Origin of the sequence: Corynebacterium sp. KPL2850 (assembly GCF_040225855.1) — a bacterium.
GTDB lineage: Bacteria > Actinomycetota > Actinomycetes > Mycobacteriales > Mycobacteriaceae > Corynebacterium.
Genome location: NZ_JBEHFV010000012.1, coordinates 45439 through 64803, shown reverse-complemented (window position 1 = coordinate 64803; position 19365 = coordinate 45439). Strand labels below are relative to the sequence as shown.

Annotated in this window: 17 protein-coding genes and 1 pseudogene; 12 read left to right on the top strand and 6 right to left on the bottom strand. The window is 59.4% G+C overall.

Translation table 11 applies throughout. From position 1 onward, the window contains the following. Positions 1 to 88 precede the first annotated feature (88 nt). Both dcuC and ABRP93_RS05780 read left to right on the top strand, forming a co-directional pair. A pseudogene (gene dcuC, locus ABRP93_RS05785) lies at positions 89 to 1132 on the top strand (C4-dicarboxylate transporter DcuC); the annotation flags it as partial. Positions 1133 to 1180: 48 nt separating this feature from the next. Next, positions 1181 to 2512: a lyase family protein gene (locus tag ABRP93_RS05780; protein ID WP_349887244.1), complete on the top strand. Its 1332-nt coding sequence runs from the start codon at positions 1181 to 1183 to the stop codon at positions 2510 to 2512. A gap of 53 nt (positions 2513 to 2565) precedes the next feature. Here ABRP93_RS05780 and ABRP93_RS05775 read toward each other — a convergent pair whose 3' ends face one another. Further along, on the bottom strand, positions 2566 to 3291 hold the full coding sequence (locus ABRP93_RS05775; protein WP_349887243.1) for an SAF domain-containing protein: 726 nt from the start codon (positions 3289 to 3291) through the stop codon (positions 2566 to 2568). A gap of 41 nt (positions 3292 to 3332) precedes the next feature. After that, positions 3333 to 3914, bottom strand: a complete 582-nt coding sequence (locus ABRP93_RS05770) for a 5-formyltetrahydrofolate cyclo-ligase (protein ID WP_349887242.1) — start codon at positions 3912 to 3914, stop codon at positions 3333 to 3335. A gap of 68 nt (positions 3915 to 3982) precedes the next feature. Here ABRP93_RS05770 and ABRP93_RS05765 point away from each other — a divergent pair, with 68 nt between their 5' ends. The 4 genes from ABRP93_RS05765 to sepX all read left to right on the top strand — a co-directional run bounded on the left by ABRP93_RS05765 (position 3983) and on the right by sepX (position 8640). Next, positions 3983 to 4909 carry a UTP--glucose-1-phosphate uridylyltransferase gene (locus ABRP93_RS05765; protein ID WP_349887241.1) on the top strand — a complete coding sequence of 309 codons (927 nt, stop codon included), beginning with the start codon at positions 3983 to 3985 and terminating at the stop codon, positions 4907 to 4909. A gap of 74 nt (positions 4910 to 4983) precedes the next feature. Continuing rightward, positions 4984 to 6318: a molybdotransferase-like divisome protein Glp gene (gene glp / locus ABRP93_RS05760; protein ID WP_284899939.1), complete on the top strand. Its 1335-nt coding sequence runs from the start codon at positions 4984 to 4986 to the stop codon at positions 6316 to 6318. Further along, positions 6318 to 7028: a GNAT family N-acetyltransferase gene (locus ABRP93_RS05755; protein WP_349887239.1), complete on the top strand. Its 711-nt coding sequence runs from the start codon at positions 6318 to 6320 to the stop codon at positions 7026 to 7028. Before glp ends, ABRP93_RS05755 begins: the two co-directional genes overlap by 1 nt. Positions 7029 to 7173: 145 nt before the next feature. Further along, positions 7174 to 8640 carry a divisome protein SepX/GlpR gene (gene sepX / locus ABRP93_RS05750; RefSeq protein WP_349887237.1) on the top strand — a complete coding sequence of 489 codons (1467 nt, stop codon included), beginning with the start codon at positions 7174 to 7176 and terminating at the stop codon, positions 8638 to 8640. Here sepX and ABRP93_RS05745 read toward each other — a convergent pair whose 3' ends face one another. After that, positions 8641 to 9300 carry a DNA-3-methyladenine glycosylase I gene (locus ABRP93_RS05745; RefSeq protein ID WP_349887236.1) on the bottom strand — a complete coding sequence of 220 codons (660 nt, stop codon included), beginning with the start codon at positions 9298 to 9300 and terminating at the stop codon, positions 8641 to 8643. It lies immediately after the preceding gene. 172 nt (positions 9301 to 9472) lie between these two features. Between ABRP93_RS05745 and ABRP93_RS05740 the strand changes: the two genes are divergently transcribed. Both ABRP93_RS05740 and ABRP93_RS05735 read left to right on the top strand, forming a co-directional pair. Further along, positions 9473 to 9886, top strand: coding sequence for a DoxX family protein (locus tag ABRP93_RS05740; RefSeq protein ID WP_349887235.1), 414 nt, complete (start codon positions 9473 to 9475; stop codon positions 9884 to 9886). Then, complete coding sequence (locus ABRP93_RS05735; RefSeq protein WP_349863004.1) at positions 9873 to 10574, top strand: zf-HC2 domain-containing protein; 702 nt, start codon at positions 9873 to 9875, stop codon at positions 10572 to 10574. Before ABRP93_RS05740 ends, ABRP93_RS05735 begins: the two co-directional genes overlap by 14 nt. Positions 10575 to 10594: 20 nt before the next feature. Here ABRP93_RS05735 and pmt read toward each other — a convergent pair whose 3' ends face one another. Continuing rightward, a complete protein-coding gene (gene pmt, locus ABRP93_RS05730) occupies positions 10595 to 12220 on the bottom strand; it encodes a protein O-mannosyltransferase (RefSeq protein ID WP_502879648.1) in 1626 nt (541 codons plus the stop codon). A 24-nt stretch (positions 12221 to 12244) separates the two neighbouring features. Between pmt and rsmI the strand changes: the two genes are divergently transcribed. The 3 genes from rsmI to metG all read left to right on the top strand — a co-directional run bounded on the left by rsmI (position 12245) and on the right by metG (position 17220). Beyond that, positions 12245 to 13093 carry a 16S rRNA (cytidine(1402)-2'-O)-methyltransferase gene (gene rsmI / locus ABRP93_RS05725; protein ID WP_349887233.1) on the top strand — a complete coding sequence of 283 codons (849 nt, stop codon included), beginning with the start codon at positions 12245 to 12247 and terminating at the stop codon, positions 13091 to 13093. Between the two features lie 281 nt (positions 13094 to 13374). Continuing rightward, the gene (locus ABRP93_RS05720) at positions 13375 to 15231 is read left to right on the top strand and encodes a BCCT family transporter (protein WP_349887231.1); all 1857 of its coding nucleotides are present in this window, start codon (positions 13375 to 13377) and stop codon (positions 15229 to 15231) included. Positions 15232 to 15387: 156 nt separating this feature from the next. Further along, positions 15388 to 17220: a methionine--tRNA ligase gene (metG, locus tag ABRP93_RS05715; RefSeq protein ID WP_349887230.1), complete on the top strand. Its 1833-nt coding sequence runs from the start codon at positions 15388 to 15390 to the stop codon at positions 17218 to 17220. 94 nt (positions 17221 to 17314) lie between these two features. Here metG and ABRP93_RS05710 read toward each other — a convergent pair whose 3' ends face one another. Together ABRP93_RS05710 and ABRP93_RS05705 are read right to left on the bottom strand one after the other, a co-directional pair. Then, the gene (locus tag ABRP93_RS05710) at positions 17315 to 17815 is read right to left on the bottom strand and encodes a GNAT family N-acetyltransferase (RefSeq protein WP_023026007.1); all 501 of its coding nucleotides are present in this window, start codon (positions 17813 to 17815) and stop codon (positions 17315 to 17317) included. 10 nt (positions 17816 to 17825) lie between these two features. After that, complete coding sequence (locus tag ABRP93_RS05705; protein WP_023026009.1) at positions 17826 to 18320, bottom strand: GNAT family N-acetyltransferase; 495 nt, start codon at positions 18318 to 18320, stop codon at positions 17826 to 17828. Between the two features lie 25 nt (positions 18321 to 18345). On the opposite strand from ABRP93_RS05705, the gene ABRP93_RS05700 reads away from it, so the two are divergent. Next, positions 18346 to 19185 carry a TatD family hydrolase gene (locus ABRP93_RS05700; RefSeq protein WP_349887228.1) on the top strand — a complete coding sequence of 280 codons (840 nt, stop codon included), beginning with the start codon at positions 18346 to 18348 and terminating at the stop codon, positions 19183 to 19185. The last annotated feature ends 180 nt before the right edge of the window (positions 19186 to 19365 follow it).

Below are 19365 nucleotides of genomic sequence, written 5' to 3'. Positions count from 1 at the left end.
CGAAGCCGCCGGATCAGCTACACTTACTATCGCATCTTGATTAAATCCCCGTGTCCACTTTCCGGGGTTCGGGCCCGTACTTGCAGCCCCAATTGCAAAGTTCAAGCACCCCTACATCACGCTAATTCTCACGTATTTCCTCGGCGTGGTGCTTTTTATGTTTATCCCCAGCGCTGCTGGGCTCGCTATTTTGCTTCTAGTGCTATTGCTTCCAGTGCTGAAGGCGGTAGGGGTTAGCCCCGCAGCAGCAGGCGCGGTCATCGTGTCAGCCTCTGCATTGCCCATGGGGCCGGCATCGGGAACCTCGGTGCTGTCGGCGCGAACCATTGAGTTATCCCCCGTCGTCTACTTTGTTCAGTATCAGCTGATCGTGGCCATTCCTACTGCTATTGCAATTGCTATCACTCACTATTTCGTGCAGCAGCATTACGATAAGCGGGATTTGGAAGACTACAAGGAAACCGACACCATGGGCGATGGTTCTGGCGAAGCAGGCCCGAAGTGGTACGGGATATTTCTCGCGCTGCCCATTATCTTGTTGATAATCTTTAGCCCCTTGGTTAATGACAGCATCGAGCTGAGCACAGTGGGAGCATTCGTAATTGTCTGGCTATTGGCCATGCTGTGCGAAATCATTCGCCATCGTTCTTTTGCCACCGCAACTGAACAAGCCACATCCTTTTTCACGGGTATGGGAAAGATGTTTGGTGGCATCGTCGCATTGATTATCGCGGCACAAATCTTCGCCACTGGGTTGACGGCTACGGGTGCCATTTCCATGCTCATCGATGGAGGCCAGCAACTCGGCGCCGGCGCTATCGTCATCACCCTCATGTTCACCTTGATTGTGGGCCTGGTGACGTTCTTGACCGGTTCCGGTGTCGGCGCATTCTCTTCCTTTGCCAGCCTGGTGCCTGATGTCAGCCGTGGACTCGGTGCTTCGGCAGCAGCAGTGATTACCCCAATGGAATTTGCCAGTGGTTTATTCCGCGCGGTTTCTCCGGTCTCCGGAGTAATCATTTCCGTTGCCGGTGGCGTAGGGATTTCTACCACCGAGCTTATTCGGCGCACGCTCCTTCCAATGGGGGTTGGCTTTGTCGTGATGATCGTATCCAGCCTGGTCTTGCTCTAAGCAATATCTGGGGCCACAACCTACATCCGTAAAAGTAAGGAATTTATCATGGGAATCGGCGCACTGAACTCGTCTTTTCAGAAGAAGGGCTATGTCACAGCGGACATGGAAGCCCACTGGGAAGAAGCACAACTTATCCAGACGATTTTCGCTGTTGAAGCAGCAATGGCGCGGACTCAGGGACACATGGGAATCATCCCGCAGGAGGCTGCCGAGGCAATCTCAGACAATGCAGTTGCCAGTGATGAGCTGATAGAAAAAGCCCAAAGCGGCGGGGTTGGCAACCCTTCGGTTGCTGTCCTCGATGCGCTGCGGGAAGCGATTCCGGAAGACCAGCGCGGTTGGGTCCATTACGGGGCGACAACTCAAGATATTTTGGATACCGCGCGGGCCCTGCAGATCAAGGCAGCGACTGACCTAATACTGGAACGCTTGAACGCCGTGATTGCAGCTACCGCCAAACTTGCTCACGAGCATGCAAAGACGTTAATGGTCGCGCGCACCAATGGGCAGTATGCATTGCCGACGACACTGGGTACGCGCTTCGCGCGGTGGAATGCGGAACTGCGCCGGAGCAGGGAACGCTTGGAAGCGATGCGCGAGCGCACGGAACAGATTCAATTTACCGGTGCTGTAGGCACGCTGGCCTCTTTTGGAGAACAGGGCCCCGAGCTAAGCCAGCGCCTTGCCAAAGAATTGGAACTGGTTTATCAACCGGTTTCCTGGCATGCGAGCTCGGATACAATGACAGAGCTTGCGACTACCGTGGCTATCTTGGGGCAAAGTCTGGCCAAGATTGCAGAAGATCTCTTTGCTATGCAGCAATCCGATTTGGTCGAGGCCCGCGAGGACATGGATGCACATACTTCCGGTTCGTCCACCATGCCGCAAAAACTTAATCCCTTTGCCACAATGAAAATTTCCGTGGGAGCCAGCATGGCTTGTGGCATGGCGGCAAACATGCTGACGCAAGCGCCGGCCACCTTTGAACGCGACCACCGCCAATCCGAGATCCACCGCAACCTGATTCCACAAATCTTTGTTGCCGTCGATGGAGCGCTGGAAAAGTTGGGCCAGCTCTTTCCGCGATTGCGTTTTGATGCACAAGCATTAGAAGGCACTGTAAAAAGCGCGGGTGTCTCATTGATGACTGAAGGGATCATGATGGAGCTGGCTCCGCATATTGGTCATAGTGCCGCACACGACGCTCTTCAGGACTTCGCCCGAGAAAATAAAGAGAACGGCACCTGCTTGGAAGAGTTTTGTGCGGCTCACCCTAAGCTCGCGAGTGTTTCGGAAAAGCTGGACTTTGATTCCTTGACAAACCCAGCCAATTACATCGGCCAAGCCGTTGAAATCGCGGAATCGGCACAGGAATAGGTCAGGTATAAGTACAGCAAAGACCACCAGTACGCAAAAGGTTCAGGCTGTCTTTAAGTAGCAGTGACTGCGTCATCGACGGCTTGGGGCTGAGCGCGATCACCCACGATAACCACGGTTAGCGGTTGGTTCAATGAGGCCGCGGCTACATCATTGGCGTGTTCATTAGGAAGTGCGAGCAAGACGGTGGCAGAAGATACTTCGCCCTCCGCAGTGGTGGTGGAGACCACTCGGGCACCGGAGGCAATGACGCGGGCGGTCGCGGGCTGGGAATCGGTGGCATCGCTTGCCGTGACGATATCGACGGTATCGCCGTGCTGTAGGTGGGGAATGATGTCTGGATCGGCAAGTTTTACCGGGATCATGCGGCCAGAGCTGCCTTCCGCAGAATCGTCAGACCCCGATTCGGCGACGAGGCTAGAGACTAACTCTTGGCCTAGGAGCCGCTGGCTGGTGACCACCTCACCCTTGCCCGCGGCGGCGGTGATGATGCGGCCGGCGATGTCGGAAGGGGCATCGGCAAGCGCGCTGCTAGGAATGGAGGAAGAAGGCAGGCGCTCGAGGGAGACATCGGCGGCGGACAGCTCCGCGCCGGCGGGCAGATCGTGGCTAAAGACCAGCACCTGCGGCAGTTCTTTTGCCCTGGAAATCGCGGAGACCAGCGCGGCAACGAGCAGGGCCAAGGCAATGGCGCGGCGCACGAGCACGCCGCGGCGGTGGCCAGGGGTACGCAGGGTGCGAAAGAATTGAGAGATTCGCGGTGACGGAGAATGAGCCATGCACAATTAGACTGCGCTACCGCCCGCACGGTTCCCTGCGTTTAGGAAGAAAAGCGGTGGATTCCTGCGGCGGTAACCACGGCCTCGACGCGGCGATCGTGGGCTGTAGCCGGGATAGAGTCAAGAAACTCGGTGGGGTAGACCATGGCGAGTACCGTGGGGTGGTTGCGCGGCACCAAGGAAAGCGCGCGGTCGTAGTAGCCGCCGCCCTTGCCCAGGCGGTTTCCGGCCGCATCGATGGCCATAGCGGGGGCCAAAATCAGATCGCAACCGCACAGCACCCGGCTATCAAAACGCGGGCCAGCCGGCTCGGAAATGCCCAACTGACCAGGCTGCATGCTGTGCGGACCCTTGTAATCTGCCCAGTTCAAAACGCCATTGCCGCAGGTGATGGGCAATAATACGCGGTCGACGCGGCGGGAAAGCCACGGGATGAAATCCGCCCCGCCTGGCTCTGTGCCCAACGGCCAATAGGCAGCGACGCTCGATACGCCGGAAAGATCGGGCTCTAACTGCTCGCGCAGGGCAGTGGTCCATTCCGCGCGCTCATCGGCGGTGAGGCTGCGGCGCGCGCGAAGCAGGCGGGTGCGCAGTTGCTCTTTGATATCGCTGGAAGAAGGCATAAATAAATAATAGCGTCCGTGGCGTAGCGCTACACAGGAAAATCGTGCGCCGTTGTACCCTAAGATCCATGGCTAATGAACGCGAAGATTCCGCCTCCGGAATCACCACGGTTGTAGTTCCAGCGGCTGGCATGGGCACCCGCTTTCTGCCCGCCACGAAAACCGTCCCTAAAGAATTGCTGCCCGTTGTGGATACTCCCGGCATTGAATTGATTGCTGAGGAAGCAGCTTCAGTGGGCGCGCGCCGGCTTGCGGTCATTACCGCACCCGAAAAGCAAGAAGTAATGCGCCATTTTGCGGAATTTCCGGATCTGGTAGAAACCTTAGATTCCCGCGGCAAGGATGAGCAGGTGGCCAAGGTCAACCGCGCTCACCAGCTCATTGAGCCCATCGCGGTAGAGCAAGAAAAGCCCTTGGGCTTGGGCCATGCCGTGGGGCTGGCGGAAGAAGTCCTGGCAGATGACGAGGACTCTTTTGCCGTCATGCTGCCGGATGACATCGTGCTGCCGGCCACCGTTATGGCGGATATGGCGCGCGTTCGCGCCGAGCTTGGCGGCAGCGTGCTGTGCGCGTTTGCAGTGCCGCAGGAGCAGACGTTCAACTACGGCGTTTTTGACGTAGAAGATACTGACGCGCCGGGCGTGAAAAAGGTCGTTGGCATGGTGGAAAAGCCGGACCCAGAGGACGCGCCATCCAACCTGGTAGCTACTGGGCGCTACCTTTTGGACCGCAAGATCTTTGATGCGCTGCGCCGCATCGAACCGGGCAAGGGTGGTGAATTGCAGCTGACCGATGCCATCGAGCTGCTCATTGAAGAAGGCGAGCCCGTCCACGTGGTGGTCCACGAGGGCAAACGCCACGATTTGGGCAACCCCGGCGGCTATATCCCGGCCAACGTGGACTTTGGCCTGCGCGATGAAAAATACGGCCCAGCGCTGTATAAAGCTATTAAACAAATCATGTCCGATTTCGAGGCGGAACAAGGCCTTAACTAATTACCTTGCACCGCGCGCACGTGCGTTGAGGGAAGCAAGGTAAAGGGCAATAAGAAAGGGCGGGCAGAGACCGTATGCGTTCAGTTGATGACCAGTTGGCGCTGGTTACTGATGCGGCGACGACCCCGGAGCCGGTGCGGATGAGCATTTCTAATGCGCTGGGGTTAATGTGCGCCGAGCAGGTGCAGGCCAATCAGCCTTTACCGGGCTTTCCCCAGGCGGCCATCGATGGGTATGCGGTTCGCGCCGTTGATATCGGTGGCGAGCGCGGGTTGAAGGTTCGGCGCCCGAAGAATCAGGACCAAGATGGCAGCGAGGGGGAGGAGTCGGCTGAGCAGGCCGATGACGCCGCCGCGCAGCCCGCCCCACCAGAGGTCGAGCGTTCCTTGCCCGTAGTGGGCGAGGTTCCGGCCGGTTCGAAGCAGCCGTTGCGCTTGCAGCCCAAGCAAGCAGTGCGGGTCTATACGGGCGCGCCCTTGCCCACGCTTGCCGATGCCGTCCTACCCCTCGAATGGACCGATCGCGGCCGCAAGCGCATCACGGCGCACCGGACGGTGCGCTCGGGCGACTTCGTCCGCCGCGTGGGCGATGATATCCAGCCCGGCGATGTCGCTGTATCCTCTGGCACCGTCCTCGGCCCAGCGCAGATTGGCCTGCTGGCCGCCGTGGGCCGCTCCAAGGTGCTGGTTTATCCGCGCCCGCGCGTGACCATCGTGTCCTTTGGCCGCGAGTTGGTCGATGTGGACAAGGAACCGGGCCTGGGCCAAGTCTTTGATGTGAACTCTTATTCCTTGGCCGCCGCCGCAAAGGAAGCGGGGGCGGACGTGGTCCGCGTAGGCATTGCCGAAGGCGAACCCCGCCGCATCCGGGAAGTGCTAGAAACCCACATCACGCGCAGCGAAGCCCTTGTGATTACCGGTGCCGTTGGTGGCGCCGGTGCCGAACAGATCCGCGAGATTTTGGCGGAAATCGGCGATATAGATACCTCCCGCGTGGCCATGCACCCAGGATCCGTGCAAGGCTTTGGGCTAGTAGGAGATGAGCGCATCCCTACATTTCTTCTTCCTTCGAACCCGGTTTCGTCGCTGGTTATTTTCGAAATCTATATTCGTCCCTTGATTCGCCTGGCCTTGGGCAAGCGCAACGCCCACCGCCGAGTGGTGCGTGCCCGCGCGCTGAACCACATCGATTCCCGCCCCGGACGCCGTGGTTTCATCCGCGCCCGCTTGATGCGCGATGCCGAGACCGCCGATTACTTGGTCGAGGGCCTTGGCGGAGCGACCGGTGCGCCGGCGCACCTCTTGGCTGGACTTTCCGAGGCCAATGCCATGATCCGCGTGCCTGAGGAAGTCACCGAGATTCGCCCGGGTGATGTCGTTGACGTCTTATTCCTTACCCAGCGCAGCTAATGCTTGACCCTTTCGGTACCGCTGCGGCCAAGTTGCGCCATCCAGTTACTGGGCCCACCGATGATTTGCACCCCGGTTGGCCGGAGGCGACGCCTACGGTGCAGCTGCCTTCCTCGGGGACGCTGCCGTCCGGCGGGCGCTTGCGGCTGCGGCCTTTGCTGCGCTCGGATGGTCCCGAATGGCGGCGCCAGCGCATTGAAGACGAACCATTGCTCCGGCCGGTGGAGCCGACCCAAGCAACCACTTGGGCAGCGGCCCATAGCTCGCAATCCTGGTGGAATTACCTCATGTTTTTGCGCAACTCCGCGCGCGATGCGCAGGTAGTCCCCCTGGCCATTGAGCTCGAGGGAAAGTTCGCCGGCCAGGTAACACTTGGCAATATCCAGCACGGCAGCATCCGGGACTGTTGGATTGGCTATTGGGTTTATTCCGCCGTGCAGGGCGCGGGCGTTGCCACCGCGGCCACGGCCCTGGGCGTGGATCACGCCTTTGGGCGGGTAGGACTGCACCGAGTGACCGCAACCTACTTGGAACAAAACCCCGCCTCCGGGCGCGTGCTGGAGGCCAACGGTTTTCGCTCCGAGGGATTTTTGCGCCGCAACCTGCATATCGATGGCGCCTGGCGGGATCACCATTTCGTGGCCCTAGTCAAGGAAGATTTTTCATCCACAGCGGTTGAGCGGCTGCGCCAAGCTGGGCGTTTGGTGTGAAAAGCATCCTTAATTCCGGGGGATGCTTTCTCAGTTTTCACATAAGTAACAACATTGTAATTTACGGCTTCTGTGGCCCCTAAAGTGCGGTTTTAGCGATTACAGTGGAGTAATCATATGCACCCCAAGGGAAGGTCCTTAAGTCGTGTCCACAGCTGTGCCAGTTATTGCAATCATCGTGGTGTGGCTCTTCGTGCTCGCGCCGTGGCTACTGGGCAGGAGCAATCGCCCGATGAGCCATACCGGCGAGGCCTTTGAGGATACCCGCGTGCTCTTTTCCGGCGATTCCGGCAATGTCGCTGGCCGCCGCCGCCCGCGCCTGCGGGCCGATGATGTCCACCGAAGTGCGTCGGATGAGGATCAAGATTACGAGGTCGTATCCGCTTCCACGGAGGACTCGGACCGCGAGGCAGACGTCGATGACGTGCTGATCGATGAAGAGGCAGAGGACCGCGCTTCCCGTGGACAGTCACGGACCATTGCCGGTGCTGCCCGCCGCGCCCGGGCGCAACCCTTTGGCGTGGGTGGTCGCGGATTCCGCTCCGCCGCCCATGAGGGCGAGGCAGACGCTCACGACGAGCACGCCACCCCGGCGGAGGAGACGGCAGAGACCATCGAGGGTGAAGTCATTGAGGAATCCGCGGTTCCAGCCGCTGCCGCTGATACCACCGATGCGACCAATGCCACCACTCCCGCCGATAGCGCGCGTACGTCTAGGGACTCCGACGATGCAGATGTGAACACGGACGATGCCGATGATGTCTTGCTCGATGATGACGAGCGCGCCGGCGAGGAAGCAGGCGGTGCAAAGCGCAAGGGCCGCCGCGGCGATGTGGTTGCCAATTCCACCGAGTCCTTCACCGCGCCGGTGGCAGCGGACATTGCCGAGGACGCGTATGACTACGACGAGACCTATACTTCCCCGGTTGACCTGATGTATCCGGGCGCGGTTGATCCCGCCCCAGTCATTGATGCAGAAGAACCGGACACCGCGGAAACCGACTCCGCAGAGTCTGAATCCGAAGGTGCAGCAGAGGAATCGGCGGAAGCAGATGAGTACGGCGCCCGTGGCGCTGAGGACGCGGCGCTGAATACAGACCTTTCTGAGGACGAGGTGGCATTTGCTCAGCGGCGCCTTGGCCGCGGTGGTTGGGACCCAGTAGCGGAAAAGGAGAAGTCCGCTACCCGCTATCAGCGCCGCCAGCGCACGCTCATCGGCCTAGCCATCGCAGTGGTCCTCACCGTGGCCCTCGGCATTGTGGCCGGCGGATGGACCTGGTGGTTGGCAGGCATCGTCGGTGTTCTGACCAGTACCTATCTGGTGGCGCTGCGCGCACAAGTCCGCCAAGAACAAGCGCTATTGCGGCGCCGAGTAAAGCACCTGCGCCGCGCGCGGTTGGGCGTTCACAATACCGATGATGAGGCATTGAAGATCCCCCGCAACCTGCGCCGTCCGGGCGCGGTCGTCGTCGAGATCGATGATGAAAGCCCCGACTTTGAGCACCTTCCCTTAAGCTACAGCGATGATGAGGACGGCGACTTTGATGGCCCGCACGCCGGGACCAATGGGGTAGGGCGCCGCGATGACCTAGCCGCTCGCCGCGCAGGTTAATTAGCCGGCTGCATCCTCGCTTCCGTGGAGCTTTTCGGTTTCCTCCGGCCATACGCCGGAGGTAGCCCGGCGGTGGGAGCCCAAGAGATGGGTATCGACCATCCCTATTGCCTCCATGAGCGCAAAGCAGGTCACCGGCCCCACGAACTTAAAACCGGCCTTTTTCAATTCCCGCGACATGGCCTGCGATTCTGGGCTCTTGTTCGGAATATCCTCCATGACCTCGGGGTAGATATTTTCTGTGGGCTGAAAGCTCCAAATGAAATCCGCTAAGCCACCCTCTTCGCGCAGTTTAATGGTGGCCTTCGCATTATTGATGGTGGCGCGGATCTTGGGCTCGTTGCGGATAATGGTGGCATCGGCAAGCAAGTGCTCCACCTCGGCCTCGCCGAATTCTGCTACCTTTTCCGGATCAAAGTGGCAAAAGGCCTGGCGGAAGGCGGGGCGCTTTTTTAATACCACGGCCCAAGACAACCCAGACTGGAAGGACTCCAGGCTCAGGCGCTCAAAAAGGCCGGCCTCGTCCCTAATGGGAAGTCCCCATTCGGTGTCGTAATAATCCGTCAATAGCGACGATGCCACGGCCCACGGCGTGCGGGCTACACCGTTCTCGTCATAGGCCAGCGGGGTGCGTTCTTCGGTGGTGGTGTCAGTGTCCATGGGAGGTTCTCCTATTGCTGTGTAGTGCTTATTTTTCTTGTCTTTCCCCATTGAAGCAGCTATTGCGGGTGGGATGCAGCGTGTACCTCGCCAGATGGTGAAATTGCGAGCTCAGGGCGTGGGGCGGCGGTGTCTTCGCGTTGGGGTGGGCATTCGATGTAGTCTATTGACCATGAATAGACTTGCCGTTCGTGATGCCGCGTTGCTGCTTTTTCGGTTGGTCCTCGGGCTCATCTTTATTGCGCACGGCGTGGACAAGATGTTCATGGACGGAATGGATGAGACGGTTGGGCAGTTTTCTGCCCTCGGCATCCCGCAGCCACAGATAGCCGGTTATGCCGCCGCAATCGGGGAGATGGTGGGTGGCGCCTTCCTCGTCATTGGTTTGTTAACCACCTTTGCCGCTGCGGCGCTGGCCGTGGACATGGTGGGCGCGCTGTACTTCGTGCACTGGGGAAATGGCCTCTTTGCCGGCGACGGTGGCATCGAGTACCCCTTGGTGCTGTGCATGTCCCTCATAATGATCGTTATTTTTGGTTCTGGCCGGGCGAGCTTGGATAGGGCGTTAAGTAATGTTGACGCATAGCCAAGTGCAAGCGGCGATTTCCGCCCAGCTGGATGGCGAAGAAGCGGAGCTTTCCGCAGACGTCATCGACGCCCACCTAGAACACTGCGCGGAGTGCCGAGCGTTTCGCGATAAGGCAGCGGCGCTATCGCGTTCCTTAAGCTTCGTGGAACCGGCGGATTCCGGCATGTCGCCGCCGACGGATCTTTCTGAGGTGATCCTCGCCGGGGTAGAACCGGAGTGGAAGCGGGCATCGAGCGCCAGGCAGGCCAACCTCACGGTGGCACGCAGTGCCTTGGTAGTCATGGGACTCGTTTTTGCGGTGTGGGCCATCGTGCAAGTGGTGCGTGCTTCCGGCCTAGTGCCGCTGGGCACAGAGGGTTCGGTGCTGGACCCTGCGGCCGATCCAGACCGCGCCAACCTGCTGATGGAAGGCGCGGCCGTGCGCTTTGGCATGGCGTGTGGCCTGCTGTGGAGCGCCTGGCGCCCAGCCTCTGTGACCGGGCTTTTCCCGGTATCCGCCACGATGTTTGCATTTCTTTTTGGCTTTGGTGTGCGCGATATTGCGCTCGGCACCGTCACCATGGAACAGGTCTATCTGCTCATCGCTACCGCGCTGTCGACCATTAGTCTGGCCTGGGCGTGGGCTGCCGAGAAGGGCTACCTGGTGCGCGCGTGGTGGAAATCCTTGAACGCGCAGCCGCACTAAGGCGAACGGGTTTCTGCCACCTATTTCCAGCTGGGCAGCCACATCATGGATTGATACCAAGACTCCGGGATGATGAAGCCGTATAAGATGGGCGCGAAGTAGAAGAACATTGCGACCACCAGCGCGAGATAGCAGGCGGCTGCAAACGTTCCCCGCCGCATCGGCCCGCCAGCGATGCGCCTAATCCACCGCCACCTGATGGGCTTACCGCGTCCGACCATTTGGCCTAGCGTGAGGGCGAGAAGCACGATGACAAACGGGATAAACGCGGTGGCATAAAAGAAGTACATCTGCCGGTCAAAGGCCGCCAGCCACGGGAGAAATCCGGCCGCAAAGCCCACGAGGGGAATGAGGAAGGCGCGGTTGCGGCGGATGATAAGCGACCAAAGCCCCCAAAGTACTGCGGGGACTACCAGCCACCAGATCGCCGGGGTGCCAAAGAGGTAGAGCATCTTGCGGCATTCGCCACCGCCGCTGCATTCCAGGTCCGTACTTGAGTAATACAAAATGGGCCGAGCCCCGGCCAGCCATGCCCACGGCTTGGAATCCCACGGGTGGTGGTGGCCACCAGAAGAGGTCAAGCTGGCGTGAAAATCCAATACGGAGGAGTGGTAATAAAACCAGCCGGCCACAGGCTCCGGTAAGTGCATGAGCCAAGAGTCTTCCCCGATGGTCCCATCCACCTTGGCGTGCCGGTAGACCGCGGTCTCTGAGGCAAACCACGCCCGCCAGCTCCACACATAAATCATTACGGGCACGGCGACCAGGGAGGCGAGTGCTGCGGGAGTATCGCGAATGAGCGTGCCCACAATATAGCGGCGAATGCCATACTTGCGGCGCAGAGCGAGGTCACTAAAGACGCAGAGCAGGCCGAAAAACATGATGTAGTACAGCCCAGACCATTTCACGGCAAGCGACAGGCCTAAAAAGACTCCGGCGGTAAAGCGCCACCACCGGAAGCCAAAGCGTGGCCCGAATGGGGAGGTGCCCATCTCGTTGCTCAACAGGGCGTGGTGGAGGCGCTCGCGCATCTGTTGATGGTCGCGGGCTAGTGCCCACGCTGCGGCCACGATGAAAAAGACCTGGAAGATATCCAGCATGCCGAATTTCGCGGAGACCAAGAGGACGCCATCGCAGACGGCCAGAATGCCGGCAAAGGTGGCCACTTGCCAGGAAAAGGACAACCGGCGGGCCAGCGCCATGGTCATCAGGACGGTGCCGACGCCGAAGAGGGCCGTCATCAAGCGCCAGCCCAGCGGGGTATAACCAAAGACCCATTCCGAAATGGCAATGATCTGCTTGCCCAACGGCGGGTGAACCACGAGCCCAAAGCCCGGGTTGGTCTCGATACCGCCGGTGAATAAGTTATCCCAGCTTTTGACCATGTCCCAGGCCTGGGGGACATAGTGCTTTTCATCGAAGACGGGAGTGCCCTGTGATACCGGCGCGGTAAGGCCCACGAACCGGGTGATCAGTGCGAGAACGGCGATGATGCCGGTGCTTATCCAATCGGCCTTGCCCCACGTGTAGGTGCGCGGTGTCGGCGGCATCACGCGGTTATGCGGGGTGCGCGGTGAGCTAGAGGGGGCAGCGGTATCAATAGTCACGAAAAAGAGTTTAGGCGACGAGCCTGCGCGCGGGCGCATAGGAGAATGTGGAATGCTAGAGGCATGTCAGCTTTAGGTCTGGAACCACTTCCGCGCGGCGTTATCCTTGCCGCCACGCCCTTGGGAAATGCCGGTGATGCCTCGGCGCGCCTGATGCAGGCATTGGCGCATGCTGATGTCATCGCCGCCGAAGATACCCGCCGCGTGCGCAACCTGGCGCAGGCCCTGGGCATCGAAATTTCCGGGTCCGTGGTATCCAACTTTGACCACAATGAGCAGGCGCGTGCGCAGCAGCTTATCGATGCCGCCCAGCACGGCACCGTCCTCGTGGTCACCGATGCCGGCATGCCGATCATCTCCGATCCAGGCCTGTCACTGGTGGCCGCGGCTGCCGAGCGCGATATTCCCGTGACGTGTTTCCCAGGCCCCTCGGCGGTGCCTACGGCGCTTGCCCTCTCTGGTCTGGGCGTGGGCCACTTCCTCTTCGATGCATTCCCGCCGCGCAAGCCTGGCCCGCGAAAGGCGTGGCTGGAATCGCTGCGCAATGAAAAACGCGCCATCGTATTTTTTGAATCTCCCCACCGCATCGCCGAGACGCTTGCCGATGCCACCCAGATCCTCGGCGGCGATCGCCCCGCCGCGGTGTGCCGCGAGCTGACCAAGACGTACGAGGAAGTGCGCCGCGGCTCGCTAGCTGAGCTGGCCGAATGGGCGAGCGAGGGAGTCAAGGGCGAGATTACCGTGGTCATCGAAGGTGGAACCGGCGCTGCCGTGACCGCCGCAGACTTGGTCCCGCACGCCTTGGAGCTGGCCGCGGCCGGCATGCGCTTAAAGGACGCGTGTAAGCAGGCCGCCAAGGGGACTGGGGTATCCAATCGGGAGCTTTATGATGCCGCACTAGAGGCCCGCTGAGTACCCGTTAGCTGAACACTTGTTGAGGTGACAGCAGCTTATTTCTATGCAGTGTATAAAAGGTCACAATTAGCCGTGCTAGCAGGTAGTTTCACGCCTTGGTATAAGTTATCGAATCGTTATACTTTCCGGGCGTGTGGCGTCTAAAAGCCGTCTACGTGGGGATATGCGCTTATAAGTGTGCAGGAAGCATTAAGGAAATGTTCAAAAATGTGCATAAGCTGGGGTTTTGGTAACAAAACGGTTTGAAAAATTGGGGTCATAACACCACTGTAGAGAGCATGACTAATACTGAAAATAACGGCACTGGCGTGCCCGAAGAAGGGAAGGGGCCCGGCGAAGCGCCTGCTGGGACCACTTCTACTGCTTCGAGCGAGCAGCCGATTGAGGATTATCAAACGGTAGAAGAGGCACTGGACGAACAGACGGCGACGAGCCAGATCCAGGACATGATCAACTCTGAGGGGTTCCACCCCGAAGAGTATGACGACCCGGAAATCGAAGTTGCTGCGGACCGCGATAATATCCCGATTGACTGGACCATCATGGGTATTGCGGGTGTTCTCGTTGCCGCCATCGTTATCTGGGGACTTGCCGCCCCGGATAACTTCGCCGACTTTTCTTCCGCGGCCCTGACGTGGGTCGTCGATAAGTTCGGTTGGGCTTACGTGCTCTTTGGCACCGTCTTCGTGGCCTTCGTGATCTTTATCGCTTCCTCCAAGTTTGGTTCCATCAAGTTGGGCCACATTAACGAGGAACCGGAGTTTTCCACGCCTTCGTGGATCGCCATGATGTTCGCTGCGGGTATGGGCATTGGCCTCATGTTCTACGGTGCTTCCGAGCCGCTGGCGAACTACCGCGACGGTACGCCCGGCCGAGGAACGGAAAACGTGGGCTCATCCATGGCCTACGCCATGTTCCACTGGACGCTGCACCCCTGGGCTGTTTACGCCATTGTTGGTTTGGCCATCGCGTACTCGACCTACCGCATCGGCCGCAAGCAGCTGCTAAGCCAGACCTTCGTGCCGCTCATCGGTGAGCGCCGCGCCAACGGCGGATTGGGCAAGTTCATTGACATCCTGTCCATCTTCGCCACCGTCTTCGGTACCGCTTGTTCCCTGGGCTTGGGCGCGCTGCAGATCCAGGCCGGCCTGGAAGCCTCCGGCATCATCGATAACCCAACCCAGTCCGTGGTTATCGGCATTGTCTTGGTATTGACCCTGGCCTTCTTGCTGTCCGCACTTTCCGGTGTGGGCAAGGGTATTCAGTACGTGTCCAATGCCAACATGGTCTTGGCTGCGGTGCTGGCCATCTTCGTGTTCATCTTGGGCCCAACCGTGACCATCCTGAACCAGATTCCGGGATCCATCGGTAACTACTTCAACTACTTCACCGAGATGATCGGCCGTACCGCCGAGTCCGAGAACGGCACCGCCGGTGAGTGGCTGTCTGGCTACACCATCTTCTACTGGGCATGGTGGGTCTCCTGGTCCCCATTCGTGGGCATGTTCTTGGCGCGCATTTCCCGCGGCCGCTCCGTCCGCGAGTTCTGCTTGGGCGTCCTGCTCATCCCAGCCGGCGTTTCCACCCTGTGGTTCGCCATCTTCGGCGGCACCGCAATCCACATGGAGCAAAACGGCGAATCCATCACCGGCGAATCCGCCGAGGTAGAGCTGTTTAACCTCCTGCACAACCTGCCTGGTGGCTTCATTGCCGGCGTTGTCGCCGTCATCTTGCTGGCCACCTTCTTCATTACCTCCGCGGACTCCGCGTCCACCGTGATGGGTTCGATGACACAAAATGGTGCCGCAACCGCGAAGCCGTGGCTATCCGCCCTGTGGGGTGCTCTGACTGCAGCCGTTGGTTTGACCCTGCTCTTGGTTAATGAGGATGCACTGTCCAACCTGCAGAACGTCACCATCGTGGCGGCGCTGCCGTTCTTGTTCATCGTCATTGGCTTGATGTTCGCCATCTACAAGGACTTGAGCCAGGACATCATTTACCTTGAGTACCGCGAGGCGCAACAGTTCCAGCGCAAGATGGCCCGCGAACGCCGCTTGCACCGCGACTACCAGCGCACGCAGGAGCTCAAGAAGCGCCGCAACGAGCGTTTGAAGAACCCGATGAAGCGCAAGTAGATTAAGTATCTACCGCTTTCGGTAGTAGCGCCCGCCGCTTTCGGTAGTAGCGCCCGCCGCTTTCCCAAACTAGGGAAGGAGGCGGGCGCTTTTCGGTGGTTGGGGTAATGTGCCCTCAACGTGTGTTCGTGCAGGTGCTTCGATAAACTGGACTCCATGACTGAGTCTTTAGTAGTAAATGTTGCCTGGCCATACGCCAATGGCCCGCGCCACATCGGTCACGTGGCTGGCTTTGGCGTTCCCTCTGACGTATTCGCCCGCTTCCAGCGAATGCGCGGCCGCAACGTACTCATGGTCTCCGGTACGGACGAGCACGGCACCCCGTTGCTGGTCCAAGCCGATAAGGAGGGCGTATCCGTCCGCGAACTCGCAGACCGCTATAACCGCCAAATCGTCAACGATCTGGCCAACCTCGGGTTGTCGTATGACCTTTTTACCCGCACCACCACCCGCAACCACTATTCGGTGGTACAGGAGCTGTTCAAGGGGCTCAATGAGAACGGCTACATGCTAAAAGAGACCACAAAGGGGGCAATCTCTCCGTCCACCGGCCGCACGCTGCCGGACCGCTATATCGAGGGCACGTGCCCCATTTGCGGTGCCGATGGCGCCCGAGGTGACCAGTGCGATAACTGCGGCAACCAGCTGGACCCGGTAGACCTGATTGACCCAGTGTCCAAGATCAACGGCGAAACACCGCAGTTCGTGGAGACCGAGCACTTCCTGCTGGATCTGCCGTCGCTTAAGGACGAGCTGCAAAAGTGGCTTTCCACCCGCGAGGATTGGCGCCCGAACGTGCTGAAGTTCTCTTTGAACCTGCTGGAGGATATGCGCCCGCGCACCATGACCCGCGATATTGACTGGGGCATTCCCATTCCGGTGGACGGCTGGCAGGACAATAACGCGAAGAAACTGTACGTGTGGTTTGATGCCGTCGTGGGCTACCTGTCCGCCTCCATCGAGTGGGCGCACCGCACCGGCCAGCCGGAGGCGTGGAAGGAATTTTGGCAGGACCCAGAAACCCGCCACTATTACTTCCAGGGCAAGGACAATATCACCTTCCACTCGCAGATCTGGCCGGCGGAACTGCTGGGCTATGCCGGCAAGGGCTCAAAGGGCGGCGAGCTGCACCAGTACGGTGAGTTGGACCTGCCAACGGAAATCGTGTCTTCGGAATACTTGACTATGTCCGGCTCAAAGTTCTCCTCGTCCAAGGGCGTGGTGATCTACGTTAAGGACTTCCTTGCGGAGTTCGGCCCGGATCCGCTGCGTTACTTTATTGCCGTAGCTGGCCCGGAAAACAACGACGCGGACTTTACGTGGGATGAATTCGTGCGCCGCGTGAATAATGAGCTGGCCAATGGCTGGGGCAATCTGGTCAACCGCACCGTATCCATGGCGCACAAGAACTTTGGCGAGGTTCCGGTTCCGGCGGCCCTGGAGGAGCGCGACGAGGCCATTTTGCAGCTGGCGGAGGAGACCTTTACCACCGCCGGTGACCTGCTGGAGCAATCCAAGTTCAAGCAGGCCATCGTCTCCATCATGCACGTGGTGGGCGAGGCGAATGCCTATATTGCCTCCCAAGAGCCGTGGAAGCTTGCCAAGGATGAAACCCAGCGCGAGCGCCTAGCTACCGTCTTGTGGACCGCCCTGCAGGTCGTGTCTGACTGCAATGTCATGCTCACCCCATTCCTGCCGTTTACCGCGCAAAGGGTGCACGAGACCTTGGGCCGCACCGGCGAATGGGCCGCGCAGCCTGAGGTGCGCGAGGTCAAGGACGATATCCCGGTTGAGCTCGTGGGCGCGGGGCTTCCCCCAGAAAACCACGAATATCCTGTCATTATGGGTGACTACACCCAGCAGCAGGCCAAGTGGGAGCGCATCCAGGTGGCACCAGGTACTCCCTTGGCAAAACCGAAGCCGCTCATTTCCAAGCTGGATCCAGAGCTCGGCGAAACCGGCCCGGAATGGGCGCCGGTGATGAACTAGCGCGGTAACGTCCCGCTAGATACACACAGCGCGGTGGCCAGTCCCAATGAAAAGGGAGGGCCACCGCGCTTTTGCGATGCCTTAAAGGTTCTGCCTAGTGCTGGAAATCGCGCTGCAGGTGAACCAGGCCTAGGCGCACGCCGTCCTTGGTGTGGATATTGGGCATGCGGCCAGTTTCTGTGAACCCAAATTTCTTGTGCAGCGCAATGGAACCGGCATTGGTATCCACGATGTAGGTAATCATGGTTTCGATATAGGGATCGTCGGCGGCAATGTCCATGAGGGCATCGAGAAGCTCAGAGCCTACGCCCTTGCCCTGGGCGACGGGGGAGATGTATACGGAATCTTCGACGGTGCCGTAATAGATGGCGGGCGTGACGAATTGAAAGTAGGCGGCCCAGCCGATGATTTCATCATCGTCTACGGCAACGAGCACGGGCGAGCCCGCCTTGGACATGTCCTTCAGCCAATCTTCGCGGTCGGAGACCTCTTCTTGCCAGGTAATGAGGTTATTCGCCGGTTTAGCAGCGGAGGCAGCATTGTAGATGGCGGAAATGGAGGGGGCATCGGCAAGCTCGGCGGGGCGAATATGCATCAAAAGTCCTTTACACCAGAAGTTCTAAGTGGGTGAGGCTAAGCCAGTGATCGAATTTGTAGGTTACCTCTTTGAGAGTTCCCACGTTTTCAAACCCGAACTTTTCATGCAACTTTAATGATGCCGTATTAGTAGACACGATCAAGGCGAGCAGCGAATGCACCTTGTCATCCGCCCGGGCGCGGTCTACCAGCTCACCCATAAGGGCGGTGCCCACGCCTTGGCCCTGGGCATTGGGGGAAAGGTAAATCGTGGTTTCATAGCAGCCCTGCCAGATGCGGGGATCGCGGTAGGGGTGGTAGAGCGCCCAGCCCAAGTATTCGCCAGCATCGGTTTCGGCAACGAGGAAGGGACAGTCCATGTCCTGGATGTGGCGCAGGTGTTCTTCGCGCTCAGCCACGGTGACTGGGGTGGAGTTAAAGATGACGTCGGTATGCTCGATGGCCCAGTTGAGGGTATCGGTTATGGCGGGGACATCGCTCAGGTCCGCTGGTCTGATCAACATAGCTGCCAATATTACAATTGCGGGTATGTCTAAAAAGAAGCCACGTCCTACTCCCATTCCGGCCCCAGGGCTCAGCGGGCTCAGTGATGCGCATACCCACCTTTTCTCGCATAAAGATACCGATGAGGTGCTGGTCAATCGCGCCCGCGCAGCCGGGGTATCCCGCCTGGTAACGGTAGGCGATGACCGCCGCGAATCCGAAGCGGCTCTTGCCACCGCGCGCGCATTTCCCAATGTCTACGCTGCCTGCGCCATCCATCCAGTGCGGGCAAATGAGTTAGATACACCCACCAAGGCCGCCTTGGAGGACATGGTGGCGGATCCGCAGTGCGTGGCGGTGGGGGAGACCGGCATGGACGCCTACTGGGTCCACCACGAACCGGAGACCACCGCGAGCTTGGTCCAGCAAGAAGAATCCCTGCGCTGGCATATCGATCTGGCGGTGCGCACCGGCAAGACGCTTATGATCCATAACCGCGAGGCGGATGAGGATTTGCTGCGCATTCTTGCCGATGCCCCCGCGCCCGCCACCGTCATGCTCCACTGCTTCTCCTCGCCGCTGCGGGTAGCAGAAGAAGCACTCGAGCGAGGCTACGTGTTGTCCTTTGCTGGCAATGTCACCTTCAAGCGCAATGCGGAACTGCGCCAGGCGGCGGCGCTGGCCCCGGCGGGACAATTGCTGGTGGAAACCGATGCGCCGTTTATGACCCCAGAGCCGTTCCGCGGGCAGCGCAATGAGCCTTCCCTGATCGGACACACCTATGACTGCATTGCCCGGGCGCGCCACCAGACCACTCAGGCTTTGGCGGCGGAGGTCAACGAGACTTTTGATCGCGTGTATGGGATTAACACGGAGGATGAGTGAGGAGTGTCACAAAATTAAACCCGCTGGTCGCTGGTGGTATGGGTGCTTGATGTGACAACTGTTTTCGCCAGTTATAGCTGTGGCGCAACGTTTCTCGACTTTCCTTACTCGTTATCGTATTGTTATTGATTGTTCGTTGAGGCTTTATGTCTCTACCTTCCCACCGCGCTGCTCCACAGT